General features: G+C 39.9%; 17 protein-coding genes. 11 read left to right on the top strand and 6 right to left on the bottom strand.

Annotated features, from left to right (window positions below; translation table 11 throughout):
- The first annotated feature begins 32 nt into the window (after nucleotides 1-32).
- Nucleotides 33-1,676, top strand: a complete 1,644-nt coding sequence (gene hcp, locus WMO31_RS09800) for a hydroxylamine reductase (RefSeq protein ID WP_438871056.1) — start codon at nucleotides 33-35, stop codon at nucleotides 1,674-1,676.
- Nucleotides 1,677-1,826: 150 nt separating this feature from the next.
- Here the strand turns inward: hcp and WMO31_RS09805 are convergent, their stop codons facing one another.
- Entirely contained in the window at nucleotides 1,827-2,975 is a 1,149-nt protein-coding gene (locus WMO31_RS09805) for a lysylphosphatidylglycerol synthase transmembrane domain-containing protein (RefSeq protein ID WP_367999616.1), read from the bottom strand.
- A gap of 296 nt (nucleotides 2,976-3,271) precedes the next feature.
- Here WMO31_RS09805 and WMO31_RS09810 point away from each other — a divergent pair, with 296 nt between their 5' ends.
- The 5 genes from WMO31_RS09810 to WMO31_RS09830 all read left to right on the top strand — a co-directional run bounded on the left by WMO31_RS09810 (nucleotide 3,272) and on the right by WMO31_RS09830 (nucleotide 7,303).
- The gene (locus tag WMO31_RS09810) at nucleotides 3,272-3,805 is read left to right on the top strand and encodes a BUD32 family EKC/KEOPS complex subunit (protein ID WP_296167591.1); all 534 of its coding nucleotides are present in this window, start codon (nucleotides 3,272-3,274) and stop codon (nucleotides 3,803-3,805) included.
- 12 nt (nucleotides 3,806-3,817) lie between these two features.
- Entirely contained in the window at nucleotides 3,818-4,276 is a 459-nt protein-coding gene (locus tag WMO31_RS09815) for a hypothetical protein (protein WP_367999617.1), read from the top strand.
- Nucleotides 4,277-4,375: 99 nt separating this feature from the next.
- Nucleotides 4,376-4,774 carry a CBS domain-containing protein gene (locus WMO31_RS09820; RefSeq protein WP_015522696.1) on the top strand — a complete coding sequence of 133 codons (399 nt, stop codon included), beginning with the start codon at nucleotides 4,376-4,378 and terminating at the stop codon, nucleotides 4,772-4,774.
- A gap of 133 nt (nucleotides 4,775-4,907) precedes the next feature.
- The gene (locus WMO31_RS09825) at nucleotides 4,908-5,588 is read left to right on the top strand and encodes a response regulator transcription factor (RefSeq protein ID WP_015522697.1); all 681 of its coding nucleotides are present in this window, start codon (nucleotides 4,908-4,910) and stop codon (nucleotides 5,586-5,588) included.
- On the top strand, nucleotides 5,585-7,303 hold the full coding sequence (locus tag WMO31_RS09830; RefSeq protein ID WP_367999618.1) for a sensor histidine kinase: 1,719 nt from the start codon (nucleotides 5,585-5,587) through the stop codon (nucleotides 7,301-7,303). Before WMO31_RS09825 ends, WMO31_RS09830 begins: the two co-directional genes overlap by 4 nt.
- A gap of 82 nt (nucleotides 7,304-7,385) precedes the next feature.
- Here WMO31_RS09830 and WMO31_RS09835 read toward each other — a convergent pair whose 3' ends face one another.
- Complete coding sequence (locus tag WMO31_RS09835) at nucleotides 7,386-7,592, bottom strand: ferredoxin thioredoxin reductase catalytic beta chain (protein ID WP_306532386.1); 207 nt, start codon at nucleotides 7,590-7,592, stop codon at nucleotides 7,386-7,388.
- Nucleotides 7,593-7,910: 318 nt separating this feature from the next.
- Here WMO31_RS09835 and WMO31_RS09840 point away from each other — a divergent pair, with 318 nt between their 5' ends.
- Entirely contained in the window at nucleotides 7,911-9,074 is a 1,164-nt protein-coding gene (locus WMO31_RS09840) for a hypothetical protein (RefSeq protein ID WP_367999619.1), read from the top strand.
- Nucleotides 9,075-9,224: 150 nt separating this feature from the next.
- Here the strand turns inward: WMO31_RS09840 and WMO31_RS09845 are convergent, their stop codons facing one another.
- From WMO31_RS09845 to WMO31_RS09860, 4 genes are read right to left on the bottom strand one after another with little or no spacing between them, the layout of a single operon-like run.
- Nucleotides 9,225-9,770 (bottom strand): prolyl-tRNA synthetase associated domain-containing protein, encoded by a 546-nt coding sequence (locus WMO31_RS09845; protein ID WP_367999620.1) that lies wholly within the window; start codon nucleotides 9,768-9,770, stop codon nucleotides 9,225-9,227.
- A gap of 35 nt (nucleotides 9,771-9,805) precedes the next feature.
- Nucleotides 9,806-11,983: an ABC transporter permease gene (locus WMO31_RS09850; protein ID WP_367999621.1), complete on the bottom strand. Its 2,178-nt coding sequence runs from the start codon at nucleotides 11,981-11,983 to the stop codon at nucleotides 9,806-9,808.
- Nucleotides 11,961-12,857, bottom strand: a complete 897-nt coding sequence (locus WMO31_RS09855; RefSeq protein WP_367999622.1) for an ABC transporter ATP-binding protein — start codon at nucleotides 12,855-12,857, stop codon at nucleotides 11,961-11,963. Before WMO31_RS09855 ends, WMO31_RS09850 begins: the two co-directional genes overlap by 23 nt.
- A complete protein-coding gene (locus WMO31_RS09860; RefSeq protein ID WP_021883583.1) occupies nucleotides 12,850-13,227 on the bottom strand; it encodes a GntR family transcriptional regulator in 378 nt (125 codons plus the stop codon). Before WMO31_RS09860 ends, WMO31_RS09855 begins: the two co-directional genes overlap by 8 nt.
- Before the next feature lie 210 nt (nucleotides 13,228-13,437).
- On the opposite strand from WMO31_RS09860, the gene sigG reads away from it, so the two are divergent.
- The 4 genes from sigG (at nucleotide 13,438) to hslO (ending at nucleotide 16,399) form a co-directional block, all read left to right on the top strand.
- Nucleotides 13,438-14,220 carry an RNA polymerase sporulation sigma factor SigG gene (gene sigG, locus WMO31_RS09865; RefSeq protein WP_021883584.1) on the top strand — a complete coding sequence of 261 codons (783 nt, stop codon included), beginning with the start codon at nucleotides 13,438-13,440 and terminating at the stop codon, nucleotides 14,218-14,220.
- Between the two features lie 204 nt (nucleotides 14,221-14,424).
- The gene (locus WMO31_RS09870) at nucleotides 14,425-14,727 is read left to right on the top strand and encodes a YerC/YecD family TrpR-related protein (RefSeq protein WP_021883585.1); all 303 of its coding nucleotides are present in this window, start codon (nucleotides 14,425-14,427) and stop codon (nucleotides 14,725-14,727) included.
- On the top strand, nucleotides 14,727-15,503 hold the full coding sequence (locus WMO31_RS09875; protein WP_021883586.1) for a class I SAM-dependent DNA methyltransferase: 777 nt from the start codon (nucleotides 14,727-14,729) through the stop codon (nucleotides 15,501-15,503). The genes WMO31_RS09870 and WMO31_RS09875 overlap by 1 nt, the downstream gene beginning before the upstream one ends.
- 5 nt (nucleotides 15,504-15,508) lie before the next feature.
- Complete coding sequence (hslO, locus tag WMO31_RS09880; protein WP_367999623.1) at nucleotides 15,509-16,399, top strand: Hsp33 family molecular chaperone HslO; 891 nt, start codon at nucleotides 15,509-15,511, stop codon at nucleotides 16,397-16,399.
- Nucleotides 16,400-16,631 lie beyond the last annotated feature (232 nt).

The raw sequence follows: 16,631 nt of genomic DNA on the forward strand, positions 1-16,631 counted from the left end.
TTATGAGTAATAATATGGACTTGGGTTATGAGATGTTTTGCTATCAGTGTGAGCAGACTGCGAACGGAAAGGGTTGCACACGGCTCGGTGTTTGCGGAAAAACTCCCGAAATTGCAAATCTTCAGGATTTACTTATCTTTCAGCTGAAGGGCATAAGCTGTTACGGCAAGGTGCTTATTGAAAAAGGTCAGCACATTGACAAGGACATTGTTAGCTTTGTGGAAAACTGCCTTTTTACAACGCTGACGAATGTAAACTTTGATGCCGATGTGCATGTGTCGCTTTTGCGTGAATCTCAGCAAATCAAGGAAAAACTTCGTGAAGTTGTGGGCGAAATCAAAAATCATACTCTGCACGCAACCTACAATCTTCCCGAAACAAAGTCGGAAATGCTCAAAGACGCACCGCTTGCGGGAATTATGTACGAAAAGTCGCTTGACCCCGACATCCGCTCTTTAAGACAGACAATTGTTTACGGACTCAAAGGCATAAGCGCCTACGGTCATCAGGCTCGTGAACTCGGCTATTTCAGCGATCAGGTTGACGATTTTTACATCACTGCACTTGAGGCGACAACGGATGATTCGCTCACGGTTGAGGAGCTTATCAGAATGACGATGAGAACGGGTGAAAATGCTCTTGAAGTTATGAAAAAACTTGATGAAGCAAACACTGAAACCTACGGCAATCCGTCACCGCACAAGGTTGATGTTCACATCAAAAAAGGTCCGTTTATTATTGTGTCGGGTCACGATTTGAAAGACCTTGAAATGCTCCTTGAACAGTCAAAGGGCAAGGGCATAAATGTTTATACTCACGGCGAAATGCTACCGTGTCACGGCTATGACGGTTTAAAAAAATATCCGCATCTTATCGGCAATTTCGGCGGTGCATGGCAAGATCAGCAAAAGCAGTTTGACAATATTCCCGGTTGTATTCTTATGACGACAAACTGCCTTATGCGGCCGAGAGATTCGTACAAAGACAGAATTTACAGTACAAATGTTGTCGGCTGGGAGGGTGTTAAGCACATCGGCAAAAAGGAAAACGGCGACAAAGATTTCAGCGAAATTATTCAGCAGGCAATTGAACTCGGAGGTTTTAAAGAAGATGTTGAACCGCACGAAATTCTTGTGGGATTCGGTCATCACGCTACGCTTTCATATGCCGATAAAATTGTCGAGGCCGTCAAAAGCGGAAAAGTCAGACACTTTTTCCTTATTGGCGGTTGTGACGGTGCACGACCGGGCAGAAATTACTACACTGAATTTGCCGAAAATGTTCCGAAAGACTGCATAATTATGACGCTCGCTTGCGGAAAATACCGCTTTAACAAGCTCGAATTCGGTGACATCGACGGCTTGCCGAGATTACTCGACATCGGTCAGTGCAACGATGTTTACTCCGCAATCTGCATTGCCGTAGCACTTGCCGATGCGTTTGATACAGATGTAAACGGCTTGCCGTTGTCGCTGATTGTTTCGTGGTATGAGCAAAAGGCGGTTGCCGATTTGCTGGCACTTTTAAGCCTCGGAATAAAGAATATCTACCTCGGCCCGACACTCCCTGCATTTTTAAGCCCGAATGTGTTGCAGTATTTGTCAGAAACATTCGGCTTGCGCCCAATCAGCAACGCAGAAGATGACCTGAAAACCTGCCTTAAACAGAATGTTTGATGATATACTGTAGCGGCGAACCTTGTTCGCCACTACAAATTGTTTTCAACAATTGACCGTAAAAAATGGCTAACGGTTTGTCATACAACAAAAAACGGAGCAGACTGCATTTCGTCTGCTCCGTTTTTGAAAGAGATATTTATGAAAATACTACTGAGTTACTTTTTCTTCCGTTTTTTTATTATCCATTTCCGATTCAAGTTCTTCTTCAATTTGTTTTATTTCATCGTCACGCCGTTTGCCCTTTGTAAAGTAGGAGAACGGGGCAGAAATCAGGATTGCTCCGTAGTATGTAATGAATCTCCACATAAGGATTGCCGGCTTGATTTTGCTTATTGCACCGATTTTGAAGAACGAACCGAAGTACATTGTGAATGCAAGCTCCGCACCGCCCGATGCACCGGGGAGCGGGATAAGGTTTGCCGTGAACAGTACGAATGACTGAATACAGATTGAATCGTAAAATGACATTGTCGGCTGACCTGCCGCTCTTGCAATCGGAGCCATACCAAATGAGACATAGATGAGGTAGGGGATCGAAAGAATTAAAATTACCTGAATGAATACAAGTGCATAAATTACAACAAGCCGTTTTACGCTTGAAAAAAGCTGTTTGTTTGTGTCGTGAAACATATCAACTTCTTTGTGAAGTCTTTCAACCTTTTTTTCGGGATTTTTAATGAACTTGAACTTTTTCATAATCTTATAAATAAGATTGATGAGCTTGTTTGTAACCTTACGGCTGAACGAAACAAGCAGGAACAAAGCCGTCATTGCAAGTTGAACGGTAAATCCGAAAATAATGAAAAGCGTTGACCAGATGTTTGTAAAAGCATCGCTGAAATAGTTGAACCTTGTGATAACAGCAATAACGCTGACAGCGGTCATTACTATCTGATACACAATGAACTTTTGCGTCATACAAGCCGAACCGAAACCTACGCTTATGTTCTTTTTTGACATAAGGTAAAGCTGCATAGGCTGTCCGCCTGTGCTTGACGGTGTAATCGCACTGAAGAATACTCCGACAAATGCGACCTTCAAAGCCTCAATAAAGCTGAAATTCTCATACTTTGACCGCACATATATCAGCGTGACAACAGCATCAACAAGGATGTTCAAATCATAAATCAGCAAAGCCGCAAGGATAATCAGCATATTGCAGCCGTCAGGCTTTTTGAGCAAGTCGATCAGACCGTCCTCCGAAACAAAGAAGTAGATGATCAGATAAATCGAGATTGCCACAACAGCGAGATTAAATATCAGCTTTCCGCTGATTCTGAATTTTTTCTTTTCCAAATAAATCTTCTCCTGTGTGTTAAAAGTTGTTATTCAATTGTAGTGGGCATCAAATGTCACAACTGTGGCATTTGCGCAGAATTATATATCCTAATCATACTTTTTTTTAATAAGAAAATCAACAACAAATTTGTAATAAATTGCCGCCTGAGAAAATAAATTTATAAATCCACGCTTTTTTATTTTATCGAATGTACTTATTTTAGCATTTGTTCATTACACATAAAGAATTTAAAACTTGCACCCAAACTTTAGCTGTGATAAAATAATACGGTAATATGTGCGGAGGTGTTCTCATGGATACTATGAGTGTGAACGGAAAAGATTTTACCGTCATTAAGCTTCTCGGAAAAGGCAAGGGCGGTTATTCCTACCTTGTTTCAGACGGAGAACACAATTATGTTTTAAAGCAGATTCACCACGAGCCGTGTTCATACTATACCTTCGGTAACAAAATTCAAAGTGAGCTTGACGATTACGAACGGCTGAAAAATGCCGGGCTCAGACTGCCGAAGCTTATTGACTGCGATGTGGAAAACGAGAGGATTCTTAAAGATTACATTGACGGCAAAACCGCATATGAGCTTGTTTTGCAGAATGAGATGAAACCCGAATACATTGAGCAGGTTCGTGAAATGTGCAGATTGTTGAATCCAAAAGGAATTAACATAGATTATTTCCCGACAAATTTCATTTTAAACAACGGACTTTTGTGGTACATCGACTACGAATGTAACGATTATATGGAGGAGTGGAATTTTGAAAACTGGGGAATAAAGTATTGGAGCAAAACGAAGGAATTTTGTGAATACCACGAAAACAATAAATAACGGAGTGAACTTATGGAATTTTTCAGTACAAATCTTTTTAACTGGTACGGACTTGCTTTTGCAATTGCTTTGCTTGTACCCGACATCGTCTATATAAAAAGCAACAGAATAGACAGAACAATTTTTGATAACAGGGCTATGCTTTACATAGAAAGAATCGGAAAGTATTGCAGTATTTTCCTTATGGGAATCAACATCGGCGTGCTTGAGGGTGGCTTTACAAAGCCGATTATGGAAACCTTTTGGATAATCTCAACCTGTGTTCTGACGGTCGTTGCACTTATTTTGTGGTTTTTATGCTTTAACAGATTTTCAAAATTATGGGCATATCTTCTTACAGCCGTAACCGCAGTAATTTTTATGATGAGCGGACTTTTGCAGGTTAAAACGCTTTTGCTCACGGCAGGCGTGGTGTACCTTATCGGACAGCTTTATGTTACAAACAAGTATGTAAAATCAAAAATGCAATAATTGTGTAAAATATTGTAAAAAGATATTGCAATATTGTTTGTTTGGTACTATAATGACCTTTGGCTGACAAATATTTGTTTTTTGACTGGAGGTGAAAAGATGAATGTTATTATGCTTTTAAAGCATAAAGATTCTTTAAAATATATTTATGAGGACAATACCCTAAGACAGGGACTTGAAAAAATGCGTGCTCACAGCTACACCGCTATCCCTGTTATAACCCGTGACGGAAAATATGTAGGCACGGTGAGCGAGGGTGACTTTTTGTGGCATATAATTGACAAAAAGACTTCGGGCGATATTGAAGAACAGGAAGAATTTCGTATCCGTGACATACTCCGTCCCGACTTTAATCCGGCAGTTAAAATTTCGGTAGGTATGGACGAGCTTCTTGCACGGGCAATGAATCAGAACTTTATCCCCGTAACCGATGACCTCGGTACTTTTATCGGTATCGTAACCCGTCAGGATATCATCAGATATTTTGTCAATAAATAAGATACATAAAACAAGGCGGATGCTGAAAATTGCATCCGCCGTTTTAGTTATGGCAGAAACTGAATTTTAAATATACAGAAATCTACATATCAACTTCAGATTAATATATTACAATCAAAGTACGGTGAGGAAAATGTACAACATTCTTTTGGTTGAGGACGATAAAAATATTCGTGAAATGCTTGTCGAATATTTTTCAAAAAGAGATAAAGAAAAATTTAATATCACCCTTGCGGAAAACGGCTTAAAGGGACTTGATAAGGCATACGAGAACAGCTATGACCTTTTGCTCCTTGATGTAATGCTCCCCGAAATGGACGGTTTTACGCTTTGCAAAGAAATCCGCAGATACAGCGATGTGCCGATTATGTTCATCACGGCAAGAACAAGCGAGGCTGATATGCTAAACGGCTACGCTCTCGGCTGTGACGATTACATTGTGAAGCCGATTGCTCTGCCCGTATTTTATGAAAAGGTGAAAGCCCTCATCAAGCGTTCAAAAGGACTTGTGCGGCACAATTTGCTTACGGTGGGGAATGTTTCGCTCAATCCGAACAACGGTGTTGTTGTGTCCGACGGTGAAGAAGTAACCCTTACCGCAAAGGAATATGCTATTCTTAAAATTCTGTTAGAGAATAAAAACAGCGTTGTGTCCCGTGAAAAAATCATCACAGCCGTTTGGCACTATGACACGATGATTGATGAAAGAGTGCTTGACACGCATATCAAAAATATCCGAAAAGCATTGGGCGAAAATGCGTCTGTTTTGAAAACGGTAATACGGCGAGGGTATAAGGCGGAGGATAAAAAATGAAATCAAGATATATCAAACGTCGAAAAAAGTTTCATTACATTATAATTTCCGTAACAATAATTGTGTGTCTGCTGGGAACGGTTCTTACCTCTCTTGCAATACTGAACAGCTCCAAAGACTTGCTCGTTGCCAATGCCGAAAATGAGCTTAAAATGAAGATGATTGATGTAGAGCATAACCTTGGCATAAATTTAACAGATTCTCAAGATGATAAGGTGAATGGAGCTTATCCATACAATGACAAAGTAGGATTGCTGAACGAAAATGTTGATAAAAGCAATACATACTATCAGATTACTGATAAGAAAAATTTGACGATAACTACGGATAATGTTCTTACGGTGTATTATATATCGCAAAACAGAAATTATATAAGTTTTGATGTGATTAAAAATTTGCTCAGTGATAATGAGAATAAAGAAATTTGCGGATATCTCAACACTCCGACTGATAATGACGGAAATTACTATGTTTTGATCTGCAAAAAGTTTTATGAAAGCGAAAAATACGGCTATGTCCCTTGTCAGCTTGAGGTTGTAAAGACCAACAAAGTGAATGATTGGTATGTTCAGGATGAAGTTGTTAAAACATATAGCTTTGACCTTAGCAAATATGATTATTTGACCATAGAAGAATTAGAGGCTACTCCGTTTGAAAATGACGAAATGCACCGTAATATAATTGATAAAGATTTTTTTCTTGGAAAGGACAAACCTAAATATTCTCAAAAGAATGTAGAACAAATTCTTAAAGATAACGCCTTATCTTATATTGATATTTACGAATCACCTGCTGTTGTAAATGACGGGATTTTTAAATGTTATTTGTTGAGCAGTGATTACTATTACAACAAAGAAAATCGCTTGATAAGTGATCTCGATGATAGTGACTATGTATATAAAGTTGTACAGGGGTCTTATTTGATTGTTTCTTTAAAAGAAATAGATTTACTCAATGATTGCCTATGGAAGTTTATAACGGTATTTGCTGTTGCGTTTACGATAATGGCGGTGGTGATTACGGTTGAAATTTTCTCGTGGAAAGATTTTAAAAGGCGAACCGCACAGGAGGAAACCCGTCTTGAAATGACAAATGCAATTGCGCACAATCTCAAAACCCCCTTGTTTGTCATAGGCGGTTTTGCGGAAAATCTTAAAAATGAGGAAGACACCGAAAAGAGACTTCACAACATAGAAATCATTCAGCAACAGACTGAGGAAATGGACATTCTTATTCACAGAATGCTCGATTTGTCACGATTCGATTCGCCCGCATTAAAGCTGAATTGCGAAGTTTTTGACTTTAAACCGTTTATTGAGAAAATTCTTGAAAATTATTATGTTCACACAGAACACGAAATTATTTTCATTTACAACTCAAAGGCAAAAATAAAGGCTGACCCTGCCATGCTTAAAACGGTGCTTGAAAATCTTATTGACAATGCCGAAAAATATTCCGATTACGGTTCGGATATCACAATTAATGTTTCGGATGATGTGTTGTCAATCAGCAATCAATGCTCGTCATTTGACAGGGAAAATCTCTCAAAATTGTGGCAGCCTTATTTCAGAGCCGCAAAGGGAGATAATAAGAGCGGCAGCGGAATAGGACTTTCAATAGTAAAATCCGCCCTTGAAATGCATGGATTCAAATATAAAGCCGAATTTGAAAACGGGATTATAACATTTAAGTTCAGATTTACTTCACTCGATTGAGTTTTTCTGCCTAAAAAATCGGAACAGCCGTAAACCCAATCACGGCTGTTCCGATTTTTATTATTTTTTTATGTATAAAATTCTATTTTTGTTTATAATACATCAGGCAATGGCAGTATCCCTCAAATTCGGGATCGGCAATTTTTGCCCTGAAATCCTCACACATACACAGTGTTGCAGGGCTTCTGATTAACATATACGGACAATAACCGCCCGTGCGTATAAGCTGTTTGCGAACTTCTTTTACAATTTCTTTGTCTGGATTAAGCAGAATTTTCAATTTAATCACCATATTTGCTGGGTAGGTTTTATGCCGATTTTCGGGTATTCGGTAATCTTTTGATTCCACCTACAATTATATCAGCAATGACAGAATTTTACAATAGAAAATTTGCAATAAGTACAAATTTATTTTGAACAATTATAATTAAATCTCAAATGCAATAATATACTATATAAAAAATTCATAAAAAACAGCAAGTGAAGAATTTTTGCGACAATTGTTTGTTGAAACAGTTGATTTTTGTAAAACAGTGTAGTACAATGACGTTGTAATTGTATATGCTTTTATCATACAATGATTTTTAGTTTTCAGGAGGAAAAATTTATGAAAAGAGTATTATCTCTTGCAATCGTTTTGATGCTTGCATTTTCATGCGTGTTCACAGCGTTTGCACAGACAGACGACACAGCGACACCCGATGAGGCAAAAAAGGTAACAGAGCTTAAAATTACAAAGCTCCCCGACAAGCTTACATACACATCAGAGGATGTGATTGAACCTGATATTGATTTATCAAAAATCGCAGACGAAGATGCAATAGAAGAAAGCCTAATCAAGTATTTCAGTCAGTTCAATCTTGAACTCAAACTTGACCTTACAGGTATGGAAATTGAAGCTGTTTACAGTGACGGTACAACCGAAAAGGTTGATGCTAAGGACTGCAAAGCTGAGCTTGCTGATCCGTTTAATTACGGCGAAGTAATTAAGGCATTGATTGAATCTGAGAAAAATATGCCTGATTTTACAGAAGATATGACCGAGGATGAGTTTAAAAAAATTGTTACTGAATTAAACTCAAAGCTTTACGGTATGATTTACAGAGAGTATACTGTAAATGTATCATATCAGGATGCACAGACAAGCTATAAAATCAACTTTAAAAACATATGGCCGGATGTACCTGAACTTGATGACCGTTACGAAGTGGTTTCCGTAAAAGCACCCGAAAAGGTGAACTACACAAAGGCTGATACTGATTTCTTCTATGAGGCTGATATGCCGTATGACGGAAGTCCCGAAAGCAAGGAATACTACGATGAAACATATTTCTATCCCGAATTTAAAGGTCTTGAAGTTACTGTAAAGGATAAAATTACAGGCAAAACTTACACAAAGACTTTTGACGGCACAGAGGAAGATATGGTATATATAAGTCCTGTTTATGTTCGCCCTGATGACACAATGACAAATCTTGAAGTTGATGTTATGGGTGATGTAAACGAATGGCTCAATCTTCCTGAAGATGAAGAGTATTCAACAGAGGTTACAGGTACATTCAAGGTTAACTACTATGCAAACGGAGTTCCCTCAAAAGATATTTCTTCAACAAAAGATACTGCAACAAAGGATACAGTAACAAAATCTGCAACAGGTGGCAACGGTGCAGTTCAGACAGGCAACCCGATGACTGCTGTTTCGGTTGCACTTGTAATGCTCGTTGCAAGCGGTGCAATGTTCGTTTGCTACAGAAGAAAGATTGAAAAGTAAATCAAATAATTGATACTCATTTTTCTTAATATTCAGACAACTGCCCCCGAATCTTTCAAAGGTTCGGGGGCAGTTATGTTCTGTGAAAAACGAAACGGCAACGGAAAAATTTATCCCGTTGCCGTTTAATACTTTTAATGATTTCTATACTTAATCTTCACCGATAAGCTTTACGGTTGTTGCGGTGTGGTGAACCGCATCAAGATACTTTCCGAAAACATCGGCTGTTTTGATTTTTAAACTTGAGGTGTTTACACACGGATGACAGCCGACATATTCGCCCTTGAGAACATCCTCGTCAACAAGAAGTCTTACTCGGTTGTCCTTGTCATTCATCAGCCCCATAACGCTCACCGCACCCGGCTTGATGTCGAGAAATTCGAGCATAAAATCGGGAGTCGCAAACGAAAGTCTTGCACTTCCGATTTGCTTTGACAGCTCCTTTGTTTTAAAAGGTTTGTCACCAGGCATCATAAGAAGATAGAAGTCGGTTTTCTGCCTGTTGCACAGAAAAAGATTCTTGCAAATCAGCACATCAAGCACAGCGTCAATTTCGTTGCAAGCCTCCATTGTGTCAGCGTGTCCGTGGTCGGTTCGCTGATATTCAATTCCAAGGCTGTCAAGAAGGTCATATACTCTGATTTCACGGTCTTCTCTGCCTGCTAAGTCGGTTGGTCGTCCGTTGTAAAGTTCCATTTAAAATCCTGCTTTCCTGTAGTGTAATGCCTGTATCAATATTCGCTGTCGTCAATATAAGAATCATCTGTATAGTCATACAAATCGGATGAGGAGGTGTAATCATCGTAGTAATATTCGCCTGTGTATTCCTTATAAGATGTTGAATCACCCGGCAGATAATCCTTGTCTATATACAGCTTGCTGTTCAGAATACCAAGCTCCTGCAACGCTTTTATAGTGTTTTTAAAGCTTTTGGGAACAGTATAAACAACCTGTGTTCTTGCGGCAGTATTGCCGTTGTAAGAATCCATATTTCTTATTTCATCGTAATACGAATTAACATCACCTGTTGCAATCGCAATCACACATACAGCATCGGGTTCGGATTCTATAAAGCTTTCGTATTCACCGTAATTGACATAGGCAACATCAAGCGCATGATCTGCATACTTGGTCATTTGATCTATTTTCGCAAAGTCCTCGTCACTGCAATTATCAAGGTCTTTGAGAAAAGCCTCTTTAATTTTTTCGGCTGTATTTTTGTAATTTTTAGAATAATTTACTGTTCCGTCATCATCAGTATAAATAATTTTGCTTGACACAAAATCAGGATGCTTATCGTCAGTTGCTTTGCCGTCAAAGCCTGCAACGATAAATGTGTTAATATCCTTGTAATCAGCTTTTACAAGCGGACTGTATGCCTTGATATAGCCCTTTGAATAAATGATGTCGGATGTGTCAAGCTCGTTATAAGTGCTTGAAAGATAGCTCTCAGTTTCTTCAAAAGCCGATGCAGAGCTGTATGTTCTTGTAACGATGTTACCGTTGTTGAGAGTGTAGGCAAATGCGTAATCGGGATTTTTTGAAATCTCGCTGAATACAGGAACATTGTCCTTGAACATTGAAACCCAAGTGTTTTTGAACTTGTTCTTTACCGAATAATTGCGGTTGTCAACAAGCTTGAAATGTGCCTCCGAAATACTTGCGATTGTGTCTTTGTCTGTAATATCGTCAGCCATATCTTTAAGATTTTTGCCGACAGCACTGCCTTTTGCCTGATAGTTTGAATTTGCGTCATAGAATCCGGCACTCTTGATATCCTGAGTTTTCGGTACATAACTGTTGTAGCCAAATGCGTCAAAACAGCAGAGAGCAACACCGACACAGCTTACAATAATCAACGCACCGAGCGGAATCGAGGTTTTGATAAGCTTTGAAAAGCCTCTGTACAAAATAAGATGAACGATTATGTAAACAGGAACGCTTGCAAGAATAAATCCGAAAACAAAACCCGCATATCCGCCGAGAACATTTACCGAGCCGAAAAGCACACCGAGAAACATACCTGCAAGGAACGAAACAAGCACCTTGATTATGTAGCACGGAAGGTGGAATGCAAATGCCGACTGTGCTCTTTCCGCTTTTCTCTTTTTTGCAAGAAAAGCACCGAGAACAATGCAAACAACCGAGAAAATCAGCCAGTAAATAATGTTGATTCCGTCATATGCGGCAAGCGGATTGAGTGCGTTCATGATAATGCTGTCTTTGAAAATGCCGACATAAAAGCCGTCAAAACAACCCACAACAATGCCTTTGATGAAGATTGCGGAAAGCGGATAAGCTACGCAAACCGCAATGAACATAAGCACGGAGTTGAGCATTGTTCCGCAACAAATTGCAATAAGACCGAAAAACGAGATTGATGCAAGTGTTCCGAGACATATTTTGAGGAACATCGAACTAAGCTCGCTTATTACGGAGTTTCCCGTGCAGACCGTGATAATTGAAATCACTCCGAGGAAGAATAATGTCGGGATAATTGACATGAGGTATGCCGACGCTGTTTTTGTGACAAACAGCGTTGACCTGCCAATCGGCAGAGAACCGTACAAATCAGCCTTGCGTTTATTGTGCAGATACGAATAAATTCGCACCGTGTAGATGATTGTAAATATTATTGAAATAAGATAAATGAGGTTTGCCGATGAATACTGGAAAATCTCGATTATGCCTGTGCCTGAGTTTGTAACTCCCAGAAAGTTAAGGCTTAACAATGCACCTGTAAAGGTCATATCATCGCCAAGCACAACGCATATTGTGTAGCAGATTACAACCGTTACAGCCGAGATAAGTCCGAATACCACAAGCAACGGAGTAGAGGCTCTCAGGTCACTGCGGAAGAATGAAAATGCCTGTTTCATTCTGCTTTTAAATGATGTTTTCTGCGTCATAACCTGCTGCCCCCATTTCACTTATAAAAATTTCCTCCAATGTCATCGGAACGGCTGAAATGTAAAGAGGTTTATGCTCCTCAAGCTTTGGCATAAACTCATCTTCCGTTCCTCTGATTGTAAGGTTGAATATATTTCCGTTTCTCCACAAATTGATAATATTGATTTTTTCAAAGAACGAATTGTCGGGAACTTCCGTGAACGCAACCTGAACCTTGCGGAGTCCAAGCTTGATTTCGTCAATTTCACGCTCAAGAAGTAACTTGCCCTTGTGGATAAGGCAGATTCTGTCGCACAATTCTTCAAGCTCACGCAGATTGTGTGACGCAATGACAACGGTCATATCGTTTGCGGAAACATTGTCAATGAGAATTTTCTTTACAAGACGGCGGACAACCGGATCAAGTCCGTCAAAAATTTCATCAAGCAAAAGATATCTCGGACAGGTTGAAATCGCCAATATCAAAGCCGCCTGTCTTTGCATACCTTTTGACATATCAATTATTTTTGCATCAGGGTCAATAGGAAACACGGAGCAAAATTGTCTGAAAGCGTTCTCGTTCCAATTCGGATAAAGACTGCGGTAAAGATATGCCGTGTTTTCGAGTGTTGCACTGTTTGAAAAATACGGAAAATCGGGAATAAAAAAACATTCGCCCTTAACAGACGGATTGTTATAAATGTTCTGACCGTTAATTTTAACTTCACCGCTGTCAGCATCAAACACACCTGACAAAATTCTCAGAAGTGTTGATTTTCCTCCGCCGTTGCTTCCGACAATGCCGAGTACGGAGCCTCGGTTTATGTCGAGCGTAAAATCATCAACGGCAGTTACCTTACCGAACCTTTTTGTTATGTGATTAACCTCAATCATTCTTACCGCCTCCTTCGTATATGGCGTCAATAATGTCAATAAGCTGTTGGCGGGGAACGCTGTACAGTTCTGCATTTTTGGTGGCTTCTCTGAATGCTTTCAGAGCCATATCTCTGTATGCCGTGTCTTTTGTCAGCTTGTCGGTCATAAATGTTCCTCTGCCGACAGTTGAGTAAATGTAGCCGTCAATTTCAAGCGTGCGGTATGCCTTTGCAACGGTATTCGGGTTTACTCCGATTTCTTTTGCAACCGTTCGTACAGGCGGCAGTCTGTCACCCGATTTGAACACACCTGCCGATGCAAGTCTGATTACATTGTTGCAAATCTGCTCGTAAATCGGCACACGGCTTGTGAAATCAATTGTAAACATAGCCGTCCTCCTTTTAATGATTTATATGCGAATTTGTATAACATGGCTAATTCTACACTTAAATTGTACCATTTGATTGTACCATTGTCAATGTACAATTTTAAAGTTTAGAAAACTTTTTTAAAATTACTCAAAGTATAAAAGCCGTAAAACCGTCAATAACTATTGTAAAGACAAAACCGATTAAAATTCAGATTCGGGGGTAATTCTTTGCAATACGGAAAAGTTGAAATCTGCGGAGTAAACACATCACAGCTTAAACTGCTCAAAGAAAGCGAAAAACGGGAACTGCTTAATATAATCAAAAACGGTTCTCCTGCCGAAAAGAAAAAGGCAAGAGACAAGATGATTAACGGAAATTTGCGGCTTGTGCTGTCCGTAATTCAAAGATTTACAAACAGGGGTGAAAATCCAGACGATTTGTTTCAGGTGGGTGTAATCGGGCTTATCAAGGCGATTGACAATTTTAATCCGACGCTTGATGTAAGATTCAGCACCTACGGAGTGCCTATGATAATCGGTGAAATCAGACGGTTTCTGCGTGACAACAACTCAGTCAGGGTTTCACGCTCAATGAGGGACACGGCTTACCGTGCAATGCAGATAAAAGAACAGCTCACAAATAAAAATAACCGTGAGCCGACTGTTGAAGAAATTGCAAAAATTATGGAGATGCCGAAGGAACAGGTGGTGCTTGCGCTTGAGGCAATTGTCGAGCCGGTGTCGCTTTATGAACCCGTGTTTTCGGACGGAAACGATACTATATATGTAATGGATCAGATAGGCGATAAGAATGACGATTCAACATGGCTTGAAGAAATTGCCGTAAAAGAGGCAATTACAAATCTTTCGGACAGGGAAAAGCGGATTCTTTCAATGAGGTTTTTCCGTGGCAAAACTCAGATGGAGGTTGCGGCTGAAATAGGAATTTCACAGGCACAGGTCAGCCGTATTGAAAAAGGCGCTCTCGATACTATAAAGAAAAACATTTAACCGTAAGTGCAAAACAGCTGTTCAGTCGGACGGCTGTTTTGTGTTTGCATAAATTTATGTGTAAAAAATCACAGGCAAATTTCGTAAAAAAAGACGAAAAAGCAGTTTTTACTTTACTTTCGTACTTTTGTGTGTTAAAATTTTAGTGTATGAAAACATATTGTTTGCAAAATTTACGGAAACAAAATTAAGGAGGAAACGGTTTTGAATTCAAAGCTGAAAAATGATTCTACCGACTATTTATTCAAGGCAATTCTTTCTCTTGAAAACGAGGAAGATTGCTATCGCTTTTTTGAAGATTTATGCACAAGTGCAGAGCTTAAAGCCATGTCACAGCGTCTTGTTGTTGCAAAAATGCTTACCGAAAAAAAAGTATATACTGAAATTGTTAAGGAAACAGGTGCGTCAACCGCAACTATCAGCCGAGTGAAAAGAGCGTTGTTTGACAACGATACATACGGCTACACGCTTGTGCTTGACCGAATTAAAAACGGAGAAAAAGAGTAATGCCGAGCTATTTGTCATTTGCCCGATTTTATGACGGACTTATGCAGGACGCCTGCTATGAAAAACGCTGTGACTATATTTTGAAGCTTGCCGAAAGTTTCGGTCATGATATGGGCATAACGCTTGACCTTGCCTGCGGAACGGGAACTCTTACCCGACTTTTGAAAAAGCGGGGAGTGGATGTTTTCGGAATTGATTACAGTATGGAAATGCTCAGCGAGGCAATGCAAAGTGCCTCCGAAGAAGGGCTTGATATCCTGTTTTTAAGGCAGAAGATGCAGAGTATTGACTTGTATGGTACAATAAACACCTGTGTTTGTACTCTCGACAGCATAAATCATCTTACAAAAATTGAAGATGTTGCAAAGACATTTGACCGTGTGGGACTTTTTATGGACGATGACGGTCTGTTCATTTTTGATGTCAACACGGTGTACAAGCATAAAAATGTTCTTGCGGATAATACCTTTGTGTATGAAAACGACAGCGTTTTCTGCGTATGGCAAAACACTCCCGAAGACGATAACAAGGTAAAAATCGACCTTGATTTCTTTGAGGAAGAAAACGGTGTGTATTATCGTTCGTCCGAAAGCTTTTCGGAAAGAGCCTATACAGATGATGAAATCAGAAAAATGCTCACGGATGCAGGTTTTGAAGTAGAGGCTGTTTACGGCGACCTTACCCTTGAAAGCCCGAAAGCGGATGAACAGAGGGCAATTTATGTTGCAAGGATGAAAAAATCACGCAACAAAGAGTTTAATGAATCGAAAGGATAACCGATATGGATAAAATAATTCGTTGTATTACATCTGACGGTGCGATTATGGCGGCTTGCGTTGATGCCTCTGACATAGTTTTTACCGCAAAGAAGATTCACCATCTTTCACGCAGTGCCACAGCCGCACTCGGCAGACTTTTGTGTGCAACCTCAATTATGGGTGATATGCTCAAACAGAAAGATGCGTCAGTCAACCTTCGTGTAATGGGTGACGGTGAACTCGGTCCCGTTATTGCAGTCGGCGACAGCAGCGGCAATGTAAAGGGTTATGTCGGCAATGCAGACTGCCCGACGGAATATTATGAAAACGGCAAAATCAATGTTGCAAAAGCAGTCGGCAGAACAGGTATGCTAAATGTTATGCGTGACTACGGTTCAGGCGATCCGTACATAGGTCAGGTTGAGCTTGTCAGCGGTGAAATTGCCGAGGATATTGCAAACTACTACGCAACAAGCGAACAGATTCCCACAGTTTGTGCCTTGGGTGTGCTGATTGACAAAGAGGACGGCGAGGTTTTGCTTGCAGGCGGATTGCTTATTCAGCTTCTTCCGGGTGCAGACGATACTGTTATTGACAAGCTGGAAAAGAATATTGCAGAGCTTGAACCCGTTACAACTATGCTTGCAAATGGTATGAGTATTCTCGATATCTGCAAAACAGCCCTCAAAGGCTTTGAGGTTGAAGTGCTTGACGAAAACCCTGTTAAGTATGTTTGCGGTTGTTCAAAAGAAAAGCTTGAAAATTATTTTTGTACCCTCAGCGATGATGACATCCGTTCTATGGTCAATGAACAGGGTGTTGCCGTTGCAACCTGTCACTTCTGCAATAAGAAATATGTCTTTACAAAGGATGACCTTGAAAAGCTGATTGCAGAGAAAAACAGCAAAGAATAAAGATTTTTAAAGGCCTTGTCGCAAATGTTCGTGATGTCACTCATAAAAATGAAAAAAATTTCAAAAAAGTGTTGACATTTAGAACAAGTTGTAGTATTATAATATCTGTCGCTGAGAGATATTCGAAATTCAACAGAACTTCGATAGAGCGACAAAGGCATGTGGGAGCATAGCTCAGCTGGGAGAGCATCTGCCTTACAAGCAGAGGGTCACAGGTTCGAGCCCTGTTGTT

The organism is Ruminococcoides intestinale (genome assembly GCF_040095935.1).
GTDB lineage: Bacteria > Bacillota > Clostridia > Oscillospirales > Acutalibacteraceae > Ruminococcoides > Ruminococcoides intestinale.